At 65.9% G+C, this 12,519-nt stretch carries 12 protein-coding genes; 3 read left to right on the top strand and 9 right to left on the bottom strand.

Translation table 11 applies throughout. From position 1 onward, the window contains the following. Positions 1-127 precede the first annotated feature (127 nt). Positions 128-667: an SHOCT domain-containing protein gene (locus AADZ55_RS07225; protein WP_119184981.1), complete on the top strand. Its 540-nt coding sequence runs from the start codon at positions 128-130 to the stop codon at positions 665-667. Positions 668-809: 142 nt separating this feature from the next. On the opposite strand, the gene ilvC is transcribed toward AADZ55_RS07225, so the two are convergent. The 3 genes from ilvC to AADZ55_RS07210 are packed head-to-tail and all read right to left on the bottom strand — an operon-like array spanning position 810 to position 4,286. Then, a complete protein-coding gene (gene ilvC / locus AADZ55_RS07220) occupies positions 810-1,811 on the bottom strand; it encodes a ketol-acid reductoisomerase (RefSeq protein ID WP_119184982.1) in 1,002 nt (333 codons plus the stop codon). Positions 1,812-1,855: 44 nt separating this feature from the next. Next, positions 1,856-2,368: an acetolactate synthase small subunit gene (gene ilvN, locus AADZ55_RS07215; RefSeq protein WP_085325460.1), complete on the bottom strand. Its 513-nt coding sequence runs from the start codon at positions 2,366-2,368 to the stop codon at positions 1,856-1,858. 25 nt (positions 2,369-2,393) lie between these two features. After that, a complete protein-coding gene (locus tag AADZ55_RS07210; protein WP_085325461.1) occupies positions 2,394-4,286 on the bottom strand; it encodes an acetolactate synthase large subunit in 1,893 nt (630 codons plus the stop codon). Between the two features lie 348 nt (positions 4,287-4,634). Here AADZ55_RS07210 and AADZ55_RS07205 point away from each other — a divergent pair, with 348 nt between their 5' ends. Then, positions 4,635-4,973, top strand: a complete 339-nt coding sequence (locus tag AADZ55_RS07205) for a PH domain-containing protein (protein ID WP_085325470.1) — start codon at positions 4,635-4,637, stop codon at positions 4,971-4,973. Between the two features lie 6 nt (positions 4,974-4,979). On the opposite strand, the gene AADZ55_RS07200 is transcribed toward AADZ55_RS07205, so the two are convergent. Beyond that, the gene (locus AADZ55_RS07200) at positions 4,980-5,819 is read right to left on the bottom strand and encodes a DoxX family protein (RefSeq protein ID WP_085325462.1); all 840 of its coding nucleotides are present in this window, start codon (positions 5,817-5,819) and stop codon (positions 4,980-4,982) included. Between the two features lie 210 nt (positions 5,820-6,029). Between AADZ55_RS07200 and AADZ55_RS07195 the strand changes: the two genes are divergently transcribed. Further along, complete coding sequence (locus AADZ55_RS07195) at positions 6,030-7,151, top strand: sorbosone dehydrogenase family protein (protein ID WP_341286280.1); 1,122 nt, start codon at positions 6,030-6,032, stop codon at positions 7,149-7,151. Between the two features lie 210 nt (positions 7,152-7,361). Here AADZ55_RS07195 and AADZ55_RS07190 read toward each other — a convergent pair whose 3' ends face one another. From AADZ55_RS07190 to gatC, 5 genes are all read right to left on the bottom strand, one after another. Further along, complete coding sequence (locus AADZ55_RS07190; protein WP_119185110.1) at positions 7,362-7,973, bottom strand: flavin reductase family protein; 612 nt, start codon at positions 7,971-7,973, stop codon at positions 7,362-7,364. Between the two features lie 83 nt (positions 7,974-8,056). After that, complete coding sequence (gene gatB, locus AADZ55_RS07185; protein WP_085327597.1) at positions 8,057-9,586, bottom strand: Asp-tRNA(Asn)/Glu-tRNA(Gln) amidotransferase subunit GatB; 1,530 nt, start codon at positions 9,584-9,586, stop codon at positions 8,057-8,059. Between the two features lie 45 nt (positions 9,587-9,631). After that, on the bottom strand, positions 9,632-10,663 hold the full coding sequence (locus AADZ55_RS07180; protein WP_085327598.1) for an ATP-dependent 6-phosphofructokinase: 1,032 nt from the start codon (positions 10,661-10,663) through the stop codon (positions 9,632-9,634). A gap of 53 nt (positions 10,664-10,716) precedes the next feature. Continuing rightward, a complete protein-coding gene (gene gatA, locus AADZ55_RS07175; protein WP_085327599.1) occupies positions 10,717-12,198 on the bottom strand; it encodes an Asp-tRNA(Asn)/Glu-tRNA(Gln) amidotransferase subunit GatA in 1,482 nt (493 codons plus the stop codon). Further along, positions 12,195-12,494 (bottom strand): Asp-tRNA(Asn)/Glu-tRNA(Gln) amidotransferase subunit GatC, encoded by a 300-nt coding sequence (gene gatC, locus AADZ55_RS07170; RefSeq protein WP_085327600.1) that lies wholly within the window; start codon positions 12,492-12,494, stop codon positions 12,195-12,197. The genes gatA and gatC overlap by 4 nt, the downstream gene beginning before the upstream one ends. Positions 12,495-12,519: the final 25 nt, after the last annotated feature.

Raw genomic sequence — 12,519 nt, 5'->3', positions numbered from 1 at the left:
GACGACACGCCGAAAGCGGCCTCGGTAACTACAGTTTCGGGGCCGAATGCGCGCACCGAGACACTTGGTCGAGACACCAGCGCTCACCTGGCTATCCTGTTGGCGGCGATGAAATCAAGGAGCCACGTTGTCCAAGATTCCTGATGACCTGAGAGCTGACCTCGCAAGGGCGGTCGCACAAGAAGACCTGACGTTCGGATACAAGAAAAGCTGGCAAACCGCCAATGACATGCTTCGGCCCGACGAGCGCGTGATCGCCGCGACGCAGACACGGCGCGTTCAAGGGAGAAACAATGACTGGGGCGTACTGATTGTCAGCGATCAGCGCCTACTATTCGTCCACGCTCGCGGTTTCACTACGGCGACTGAGCAGATACTGCTCACCAACATCTCTGGCCTAGTTCAACGCACGACCTGGGGACAGGGCACCATCGAGGTGACCGGCGCGGGTGGCATCACTACGGATTTTCATCAAATCAAGCCGACCCGGGTAGCTCCGATCATCGCGGCGATTCAATCGGATCTGGCTCGGCTCTCTGCGGCAACCACACTTCACGCCCCACCGTCGCAGGCCGACGAGATCAGAAAACTTGCCGATCTGCGCGATTCCGGAATTCTCACCGAGGAGGAGTTCTCGGCAAAGAAGCGACAAATCCTGGGTCTTTGACCACGACCCAGGATCATCGCCGCCGCTGCGGTCTCAGCAAAACCGACAACTGTCCTCGTGCTACGAGCCGCCGCGTGATCCGACCTGCGAACGCGACACGCCGAAAACTCTCTCGGTAACCACAGTTTCGCGATGGCCCCCGCTACGCGGTCTCGGTGATGGGACGGTCGACCCAGCTCATCAGATCACGCAGCTTCTTGCCGGTGACCTCGATGGAATGCTCGGCGTTTTGCTTGCGCAACTCCTCGAGCTGCTGGTTGCCACCCTCGACGTTGGCGACCAGCTTCTTGACGAAGGTACCGTCCTGGATTTCCCGCAGGATGTCGCGCATCCGCTCCTTGGTGCGGGCATCGATTACGCGCGGACCCGAGAGATATCCGCCGAACTCCGCGGTGTCGGACACCGAGTAGTTCATCCGGGCGATGCCACCCTCATACATCAGGTCGACGATCAGTTTGAGCTCGTGCAGCACCTCGAAGTACGCCATCTCGGGCGGATAGCCCGCCTCGACCATCACCTCGAAACCGGCCTTCACCAATTCCTCGGTGCCACCGCACAAGACGGCCTGCTCACCGAAGAGGTCGGTTTCGGTCTCGTCCTTGAAGGTGGTCTTGATGACTCCGGCCCGGGTGCCGCCGATTGCCTTGGCGTAGGACAGCGTCAGCGCCTCGCCCTTGCCGGTCGGGTCCTGGTCGACGGCGATCAGGCAAGGCACGCCCTTGCCGTCGACGAACTGGCGACGCACCAGGTGGCCGGGCCCCTTCGGGGCCACCATCGCGACGGTGACATCGGCGGGCGGCTTGATCAAGCCGAAGTGGATGTTGAGTCCGTGACCGAAGAACAACGCGTCACCGGGCTTCAGGTTCGGCTCGATGTCGCTGGTGAAGATCTCCGCCTGGGCCGTGTCGGGGGCCAGCAGCATGATCACATCAGCCCAGGCGGCCACTCGCGCCGGCGTGTCGACGTCCAGGCCCTGCTCTTCGACCTTGGGCCGGGACTTCGAACCCTCCTTTAGCCCGACGCGCACCTGCACACCGGAGTCGCGCAGGCTCAGCGAATGCGCGTGCCCCTGGCTTCCGTAACCGATTACGCCGACCTTGCGGCCTCCGATGATCGCGAGGTCTGCGTCGTCGTCGTAGAACATCTCTAATGCCACGGTTGAACTTCTCCTTCTTCTTTTCGGGTCTGTTACTTTGCGGTACCCATACCGCGTGGGCTGCGCGACAGCGACACCATTCCGGACTGGGCGATTTCGCGGATACCGAACGGCTCCAGTACGCGCAACAGCGCCTCGAGCTTGCCGTGGTTGCCGGTGGCCTCAACGGTCAGCGACTCCGGGGATACGTCAATCACCTTAGCGCGGAACAGGTTCACCGCTTCGATGACCTGGCTGCGGGTACCCGCGTCGGCCCGCACCTTGATCAGCGCCAACTCCCGGGCCACCGAGTTTTCGTCGTCCTGCTCAACGATTTTGATGACGTTGATCAACTTGTTGAGCTGCTTGGTGACCTGTTCGAGCGGAGTCTCCTCGGCGGAGACCACGATGGTCATACGCGACATGTGCTTCTGCTCGGTGGCGCCCACGGCAAGCGACTCGATGTTGAAACCGCGCCGGGAGAACAACGCCGCGACCCGCGCGAGCACACCGGGTTTGTCTTCGACCAGCACCGACAAAGTGTGTGTGGTCGGCGATCCACTCATATGCGCCGCTCCTCCTCGTCGCGCATCAGGCGTGCCCTTCACTTTCGTCGTCGAACAATGGGCGAATGCCGCGGGCGGCCTGGATCTCGTCATTGCTGGTGCCGGCGGCCACCATCGGCCACACCTGTGCGTCGGCGCCGACGATGAAGTCGATCACCACCGGGCGGTCGTTGATCGCCCTGGCCTGGTTGATCACGTCGACAACGTCCTCTTCACGCTCGCACCGCAATCCGACGCAACCTAGCGCCTCGGCCAGCTTCACGAAATCGGGGATGCGGTGCGAGTGAGTGGCCAGGTCCGTCTGCGAGTAGCGCTCTTGGTAGAACAGGCTCTGCCACTGCCGCACCATGCCCAGGTTGCCGTTGTTGATCAGCGCCACCTTGATCGGTATGCCCTCGATCGCACAGGTGGCCAGCTCTTGGTTGGTCATCTGGAAGCAACCATCGCCGTCGATCGCCCAGACCTCGGCATCCGGGCGGGCGACCTTGGCGCCCATCGCCGCCGGGATGGCGAACCCCATGGTGCCCAGCCCGCCGGAATTCAGCCAGCTGCGCGGCTTGTCGTAGGTGATGAACTGCGCCGCCCACATCTGATGCTGGCCGACACCGGCGACGTAGATGGCGTCCGGGCCGGCGATCTCACCCAGTTTCTCGATCACGTACTCCGGGCCCAGGCTGCCATCGCTTTGCGGCCCGTAACTCAGCGGATACGTGGCTCGAACGCCGTCCAGATACCCCCACCAGTCAGCCATGTCGATATTGCCGGGAATCTCGTAGTGGCGCAGCATCGCGATCAGTTCGATGATCACAGCCTGGACGTCGCCGACGATCGGCACATCGGCGTGCCGGTTCTTACCGATCTCGGCCGGGTCGATGTCGGCGTGGATGACCTTGGCTTCAGGAGCGAATGAGTCCAGCTTTCCGGTCACCCGGTCGTCAAAGCGGGTGCCGAGCGCGATCAGCAAGTCGCTGCGCTGCAGCGCCGCCACGGCGGCCACCGTGCCGTGCATGCCGGGCATGCCCAAGTTCTGCCGGTGGCTGTCCGGAAACGCCCCCCGGGCCATCAGCGTGGTGACCACCGGGATGCCGGTCAGCTCGGCCAACTCCCGGAGCTGCTCGGTCGCCTCGCCGCGAATGACGCCGCCGCCGACGTACAACACCGGCTTGCGCGCGGCCGCGATCATCTTGGCGGCCTCGCGGACCTGCCGGCTGTGCGGCTTGGTGTTCGGCTTGTAACCGGGCAGGTCCATTCGCGGCGGCCAGCTGAACGTGCACTGGCCCTGAAGCACGTCCTTGGGGATATCGACCAGCACCGCACCCGGGCGCCCCGAAGCCGCGATATGGAAGGCCTCGGCCAGCACCCGGGGAATTTCGTCGCCGGAGCGGACCAGGAAGTTGTGTTTGGTGATCGGCATGGTGATACCCGAGATGTCGGCCTCCTGGAAGGCATCGGTCCCGATCAGTCCACGCCCGACCTGACCGGTGATCGCGACCACCGGAATCGAGTCCATCTGCGCGTCGGCCAGCGGCGTCACCAGGTTGGTCGCTCCGGGACCCGACGTCGCCATGCACACTCCGACCCGGCCGGTGGCATGCGCGTAGCCGCTGGCGGCGTGACCGGCCCCCTGCTCGTGGCGGACCAGCACGTGGCGCAGCTGTTGCGAATCGAACAGCGGGTCATACACGGGCAGAACGGCACCGCCCGGGATTCCGAAGATGACGTCGACGTCGAGTTCCTCCAACGACCGGATTACCGACTGCGCGCCGGTAAGTTGCTGTGGTGCAACCCGCTTCGGGTGGCCCCCAGGTGCTTTCGCGGCGGGCTTCGCGGCTTCTGGCGCGCCGTTGGCCGCGTCGTGCGGCCCCGGCGCGGACGCCGGCCCCGGTGACTCGGCGGGTGGCTTGGTGGGTGCGCTCACTGTGTCCTCTTAGTCTCGCTGGTGGGCAACAAAAAACCCCCGTCAGCTCAGCTGCTGCACGAGGGTCGCGTTGGTGCTCGATTGGGCTAGTCAGGCACCAACGCGCCGACTAATTACTACGAGCATTCCGGGCTTTCCGGCGGTATCCATAGCGTCCGACGGTAGCCTTCGCACAGGTCAGCCGTCAAATCCGATGCCGGTTGCGGGGCCGTGGCCAGGAACACACACCCGCCCGCGCGGCCGCGCGAGATCTGCGCCCGGGCGCGAAGGTGAAATGATGCTTGGGTGGCTACTGGGTCTGCTGCCCCCACTCCCGCGAGATCGCCGGTAGTGGTCAAGGTGTCGCCGATGGCGCATTTCGCCGTTGGATTCCTCATCCTGTGCCTGCTGGTGCCGGTGCTGACCTGGCCGGCGAGCGCTCCGCTGCTCGCCATTCCCGGGGTGTTGTCGGCCTTGATCATCCGGCTACGCACCGTCGCCGACGACCGAGGCGTGACCGTACGGACGCTGCTGGGTAGCCAAGCGGTGCGCTGGGAGGACATCGACGGGCTGCGGTTCAACAGAGGTTCCTGGGCACGCGCCCGGCTCAAGAACGGCGCAGAACTGCGCCTGCCCGCGGTGACGTTCGCGACCTTGCCACAGCTGACCGAAGCCAGTTCGGGGCGAGTTCCCAACCCGTACCGATGAGCTCGCTCAGGCTAGCGGATTCACACCATTGAGCAGCACCCATATCGCTATGCCGGCCGCGATGCCCCCCAGCAGCGCTACGAATGACCCGATGAACGGCCGTTGGGCCCAGCCACGGCCCGCGTCCAGGCCGTAGCGGCCGGGACCGCTCAAAATGACGGCGGCGGCCATCACGAGCAGGGCGATCTGGTATTCATGCCCGTCCTGCAGGAAGTACGCGAACGGCCGCGAATGCTGTGCTGAGATACCGGCGAGTAGGCCGTTGATCAGAAAGGCCAGCGCACCAGCGGCGGCCAGCGGAGTGAACAGCCCCAACACCAGCAGCACCCCCGCGACGATCTCGCCACCGGCGCCCACATACGCGAGGATCTCGGCGTGTTGGTAACCAATGTCGGACAGCGAGTTCTTGAACCCGTTCAGTCCCTGGCCGTCCCACCAGCCGAACAACTTCTGCAGCCCGTGGGCGATCAGGACCGCACCCAGACCGACCCGCAACATCAGCAGACCGAGATTCTGGGTGCCGCGCCGACCCGCCGCGCGTATCCGCTCCTCGTCGTCCATATCGATCGCGGCAGGTACCGCCGGTACCTGACGGCCCGGCTGCGACTGGACGTAGGGCAACGGCTCGGCGGCGTCGACCAGGTTGTAGCCGGAGCTGACGACACCGGAGTTGGTAGCGTCGTAGGGCGGGATGACGGTGGTGGTTCCGCTGCCGAAGTCCCCCGAATATTTGGCCGGCGTCAGGTCGTCTTCGGGGTCGACCAGGCTTGCCGTGACGGGCCGTCCGGGGTTTGGCCCCGCCGAATCGTCCGGCCGCTGCCAATGTGAGTCATGCGAACTGGTCACCCGTGTCAGGGTAAGGGCATTTAGACCTGAATTGGGGATTTGAGCGGCGCTTTCGCCAGGCAATCCGCACTTGGACCGCGACATGCCCACCAAAAGCCCCAAACTGGCCGTCCCGACCGGCCGTGCGCGTAGCTACAACACCGAGAACCCGAGGCAGGCGGTGGGACGGCATGTGGCGGCCGTGCCCACTATGTCCGTAGCCTGTCGGTCATGTGGACAAACCGGTCGGTTCGAGCCGGGCTCGCTGCGCTGTGCGCGGCAGTGCTGGTATCGAGCGGCTGCGCACGGTTCAACGACGCCCAGTCGCAGCCGTTCACCACCGACCCGGAACTTCGGCCCCCGCCCAGCTCGACGCCGCCCCCACCGCCGCCGTTGCCCCCGGTGCCGTTCCCCAAGGAATGTCCGGCACCAGGGGTGATGCAAGGCTGCCTGGAGAGCACCAGCGGCCTGATCATGGGCATCGACAGTAAGACCGCACTGGTGGCCGAGCGCATCACCGGTGCCGTCAAGGAGATCTCCATCAGCGCCGAGCCGAAGGTGAAGACGGTGATCCCCGTGGATCCGTCCGGTGACGGGGGCTTGATGGACATCGTGCTGTCGCCCACCTACTCACAAGACCGGCTGATGTACGCCTACATCAGCACGCCCACCGACAACCGGATCGTGCGAGTGGCCGACGGTGACATACCCAAGGACATCCTGACCGGGATCCCGAAAGGCGCTGTTGGTAACACCGGGGCGCTGATCTTCACCAGCCCCACCACGCTGGTCGTGATGACCGGGGATGCGGGCAACCCGGCGCTGGCCGCCGATCCCCAATCGCTGGCCGGCAAGGTCCTACGCATTGAACAGCCCACCACCATCGGCCAGGCGCCACCGACCACCGCGCTGTCGGGCATCGGCTCCGCGGGCGGTTTGTGCATCGATCCCGTCGATGGCTCGATGTATGTCGTTGACCGCACTCCAACGGCGGACCGGTTGCAGCGCATCACCAAGAATTCGGAGGTCTCCACGGTGTGGACCTGGCCGGACAAGCCCGGCGTGGCCGGGTGTGCGGCCATGGACGGCACCGTGCTGGTCAACCTGATCAACACCAAGCTGACGGTGGCCGTCCGGCTCGCGCCGTCGACCGGTGCGGTGACCGGCGAACCCGACGTCGTCCGTAAGGACACTCATGCGCATGCGTGGGCGTTGCGGATGTCGCCGGACGGCAACGTTTGGGGGGCGACCGTCAACAGGACCGCCGGCGACGCCGAGAAGCTCGACGATGTCGTGTTCCCGTTGTTCCCGCAGGGTGGCGGCTTCCCGCGCAACAACGACGACAAGACGTAGCCGGGCGACGATGCGGGCCGCGCAGTGGCCCGAGGAGGAGCCCGGCAATCAAACCCAGCCGGGCGACGATGCGGGCCGCGCAGTGGCCCGAGGAGGAGCCCGGCAATCAAACCCAGCCGGGCGACGATGCGGGCCGCGCAGTGGCCCGAGGAGGAGCCCGGCAATCAAACCCAGCCGGGCGACGATGCGGGCCGCGCCGGCCGTGCCGGGTTAGAAGCCGTCGAGCGTGAACCTGACGACGCCGTATCGGCGCGGCTCGTCGCGCAGTTTCCTGCCGGCGATCCCGCCGTCGGGCTCGTGGCCAAGGTCGAGGTCGTCGATGTCGGACAGGTAAAGCAGATCCTCGGAGAACTCGGGAGCCCATACGGCGACCGGCTCCAACAGGAAGGCCACATGATCACCGACTTCGCTCCAACTCGCCATCCGGCCGACGAACCATGCGACCGCATCATCCAGAATCGGCATACCCGCAGGTCCGCTGCGCCAGGAGCAGTGCTCGAACTTGTTCAGCTCGTCCTCATCACCCGTTTGGTTGCCGAACAGTTTGGCCAGGACCTGATTGCTTCGCGCCAGCACGTGCACCGCTACGTACTCGGATCGGATCACCACCCCGCAGGTGGGGTCGCTTCTGGGCATTCCGACCAGAAAGCTTGGGGGCTGCATGCTGGTTTGAGTGGTGAAGCTCACCAGACAACCCGACGGGTGGCCGTCGGCCTGCGTTGTTACCACGAACACCGGGTAGTCGAGCAACCCCATTAACTGATCGAACGATTCATCGTTCACACCAACATCATGGATCCGCACGACGCATTCGGAAACCATTTCCCAGCGAATCGGCGAGATTGGCGCCGCGGGCAGCAACGGCGCAGCCGTCCGCCATCGGCGGAGCGTGGTGCCCGCCCTCGTCAGCCCTGCCCGCAGGCCACCAAGACCAGTTCGCGCACTCGGGCCGCATCGGCCTGACCGCGGGTGGCCTTCATCACCGCACCGACGATCGCACCCGCCGCGGCCACCTTGCCGCCGCGAATCTTCTCCGCCACATCAGGATTGGCGGCCAGGGCCTCGTCGACGGCGGCCTGGGTCAGCGAGTCGTCGCGGACCAGCGCCAGGCCGCGCGCGACCATCACCCGTTCGGGTTCGCCTTCGCCGGCCAGCACACCTTCCACTACTTGACGGGCCAGCTTGTTGGACAGCTTGCCCTCGTCGACCAGCGCCACCACGGCGGCGACCTGGGCAGGGGTGATGGCCAGTTCGTCCAGCCCAACGCCGGCCTCGTTGGCCTTTTGCACCAGGAAGTTTCCCCACCAGGCACGCGCGGCCTCGCTGGGCGCGCCGTGTTCAACGGTGGCGGTGACCAATTCGACGGCGCCGGCGTTGACGAGGTCACGCATCACCTCGTCGGAGATACCCCACTCCTGCTGAATCCTCTTGCGGCTCAACCACGGTAGCTCGGGAATTGTCAGGCGCAATCGCTCGACCAGCTCACGACTGGGCGCGACGGGCTCCAGGTCCGGCTCGGGGAAATACCGATAGTCCTGGGCCGTCTCCTTGGCGCGGCCCGGGCTGGTGTACCCGGCCTCGTGAAAGTGCCTTGTCTCCTGGGTGATTTCGCCGCCGGCCACCAACACCGCACCCTGACGTTGCATCTCGTAGCGGACTGCGACTTCGACACTTTTCAGCGAGTTGACGTTTTTGGTCTCGGTGCGGGTGCCGAATTCGGCTGCCCCGGTGGGCTTCAGCGACACATTGGCGTCACACCGCATCGAACCCTGGTCCATCCGGACATCGGATACATCCAGTACGCGTAGCAGATCTCGCAGCGCCGTCACATAGGCCCGGGCAATCTGCGGCGCCCGGGCACCGGCTCCCTCGATGGGCTTGGTGACGATCTCGATCAGTGGCACGCCAGCGCGGTTGTAGTCGATCAACGAACCGGTAGCACCTTCGATCCGGCCGGTCTCGCTGCCGATATGGGTGAGCTTGCCGGTGTCTTCCTCCATGTGAGCCCGCTCGATCTCCACCCGCCAAGTGGTGCCGTCTTCCAGTGGCGCGTCGAGGTATCCGTTGATGGCGATCGGCTCGTCGTACTGCGAAATCTGGTAGTTCTTCGGCATGTCGGGGTAAAAATAGTTCTTTCGGGCGAAGCGGCACCAGCCGACGATTTCGCAGTTCAGTGCCAGCCCGATGCGGATCGCCGACTCGACCGCGGTCCGGTTGAGCACTGGCAGCGCCCCGGGCAGGCCCAGACACACGGGGCACACTTGCGTGTTGGGTTCGGCGCCGAAGGCGGTGGCGCAGCCGCAGAACATCTTCGTCGCGGTCGACAGCTCGACGTGCACCTCAAGGCCGAGTACTGGATCGAATCGAGCCACGACCTCGTCGTAGTCCAACAGTTCGGCCCCTGCGGCCTTAGATGCCCCGGCAGCAACAGTCATGGGTGCGATCCTAATGGTGATCGCGAGGCCGGCAGCGCCTCGCTGTCAGCCGAAGAAAGCGGCGGCGTCGTCGTAGCGACTCTGCGGCACCAGCTTGAGTTTGCGCACCGCATCCGCCAGCGGAACCCGACCGATGTCCTGGCCCCGCAGCGTCACCATTTGACCGTACTCACCCGCGTGCGCGGCGTCGGCGGCGTTCACCCCGAACCGGGTCGCCAGCACTCGGTCATAAGCGGTCGGAGTGCCACCCCGCTGGATGTGGCCCAACACCGTCACCCGGACGTCCTTGTTGATGCGCTTCTCGACCTCGACCGCCAGCTGCGCCGCGACGCCGGTAAAACGCTCGTGCCCGAACTCGTCGAGGCCACCCTCCCGCAGCATTATCGTCCCCGGAGCCGGTTTGGCGCCTTCGGCCACCACGCAGATGAAGTGCGAGTCGCCGCGCTGGAAGCGACCTTTTACCAACCGGCACACCTCTTCGATGTCGAAGGGCTGCTCGGGAATCAGGGTCATGTGGGCGCCGGAGGCCAGCCCCGCGTTGAGCGCGATCCAGCCCGCATGCCGGCCCATCACCTCCACCAGCATCACCCGCTCATGGGATTCGGCGGTGCTGTGCAGGCGGTCGATGGCCTCGGTCGCCACGGTCAGCGCGGTGTCGTGGCCGAAGGTCACGTCGGTGCAGTCGATGTCGTTGTCGATCGTCTTGGGCACGCCGACGACTGGCACGTTTTCTTCGGAGAGCCAACTAGCGGCGGTCAGCGTGCCCTCACCTCCGATCGGGATTAGGACGTCGATCCCGTTGTCGTCCAAGGTCTGCATGATGTGTGGCAGCCCAGCCCGAAGTTTGTCGGGATGAACCCGGGCGGTGCCCAGCGTCGTGCCGCCCTTAGCCAGCAGCCGGTCATTGCGGTCGTCGTTGTGCAACTGGATGCGGCGGTTCTCCAACAGCCCGCGAAAGCCGTTCTGAAACCCGACCACCGACGAGCCGTATCTCGAGTGACAGGTACGCACCACCGCACGGATGACGGCGTTAAGTCCGGGGCAGTCGCCGCCTCCGGTAAGAACTCCAATCCGCATGCCTTCATCTTGCCCTGTGGCGACGGCGCTGGCAGTGTTCGGGTAGTCGGATCTCAGATGGCCGACGGCAGCGGTCCGCGGCCGGCCTCGTAGGCGGCGCCCACCCGGTACAGCCGGTCGTCGGCCAGAGCGGGCGCCATGATCTGCAGCCCCACCGGCAACCCGTCGTCCGGAGACAACCCGGACGGCACCGACATGCCGCAATGGCCGGCCAGGTTCAGCGGCAGTGTGCACAGGTCGAACAGGTACATCGCCAGTGGATCGTCGACCTTCTCGCCCAGGCAGAACGCGGTCGTCGGAGTCGCCGGCGACACCAGCACGTCGACGGATCGGTAGGCCTCGTCGAGATCGCGTGCGATCAGCGTGCGCACCTTCTGTGCCTGGTTGTAGTAGGCGTCGTAGTAGCCCGCCGATAGCGCGTAGGTGCCGATCATGATGCGCCGCTTGACCTCCGGCCCGAAACCGGCGGCTCGGGTCAATGCCATCACCTCTTCGGCGCTGTGGGTACCGTCGTCGCCGACCCGCAGCCCGTAGCGCATCGCGTCGAAGCGCGCCAGATTGCTCGACACCTCCGACGGCAGGATCAGGTAGTAGGCGGCCAGCGCGTAGTCGAAGTGCGGGCAGTCGACCTCACTCACCTCGGCGCCCAGTTCGGTCAACTGCTCGACCGCGGCCGCAAACGACGCCAGCACGCCCGGCTGGTAGCCCTCACCGCGTAACTGCTTGACCACCCCGATCCGCACGCCGCGCAGATCACCGGCCGCGCCGGCCTTCGCCGCGCCCACCACGTCGGGCACCTCGGCGTCGATCGACGTGGTGTCGCGGGCGTCGTGCCCGGCGATCACCTGGTGCAACAGGGCGGTGTCCAGGACGGTGCGCGCGCATGGGCCCCCCTGATCCAGCGACGACGCGCAGGCCACCAGCCCGTACCGGGACACCGTGCCGTAGGTGGGTTTGACGCCGACGGTCGCGGTCAGCGCGGCCGGCTGGCGGATCGACCCGCCGGTGTCGGACCCGACGGCCAGCGGTGCCTGAAACGCGGCCAGCGCCGCCGCGCTGCCGCCGCCGGAGCCGCCGGGTACCCGGTCCAGGTTCCACGGGTTGCGGGTCGGGCCGTAGGCGGAGTTCTCGGTCGAGCTGCCCATCGCGAATTCGTCCATGTTGGTCTTGCCCAGGATCGGTATCCCGGCGCCGCGCAGCCGGGCGGTCAGGGTGGCGTCATACGGGGACCGCCAGCCCTCGAGGATCTTGGACCCGCAGGTGGTGGGCATGTCGACGGTGGTGAACACGTCCTTCAACGCCAGCGGCACCCCGGCCAGCGCCGACGGCAACGGTTCACCGGCGGCCAGTGCGCGGTCGACGGCGGCGGCGGCCAGCAGCGCCTGCTCCGCGGCGACATGCAGGAAGGCGCGATACCGGTCGTCGGTCGCCTCGATCTGGTCCAGGCAGGCCTGGGTGAGCTCGGTGGACGACAACTCTTTGTCAGCGATCTTGGCGGCCAGCGTCGCAGCGTCGGCCCGGATGACGTCCGTCACTGGCTCTCCCCGAGGATCTGCGGGACGGCGAAGCGACCGTCGACGGCTTCGGGTGCGGCGGCGAGCGCGTCCTGCTGGGTGAGGCAGGGCGCGATTTCGTCCGCACGGGTGACGTTGACGTCCTTGAGCGGATTGTCGGTAGCTTCGACGCCGGTGACGTCGACGGCCTGGATCTGGCTGACGTGGTTCAGGATGGCGTCGAGTTGGCTGGCGAAGCTGTCCAGCTCGGTCTCGGTCAACGCCAGACGGGCGAGCCGGGCCAGGTGCGCGACCTCGTCGCGGGAGATCTGGGACACGAGCGAAAAGCCTAACCGCGAGCTT

This window comes from Mycobacterium decipiens (genome assembly GCF_963853665.1).
In the GTDB taxonomy this organism is placed as follows: domain Bacteria; phylum Actinomycetota; class Actinomycetes; order Mycobacteriales; family Mycobacteriaceae; genus Mycobacterium; species Mycobacterium decipiens.
This window is presented reverse-complemented; position numbering and strand designations above follow the sequence as displayed.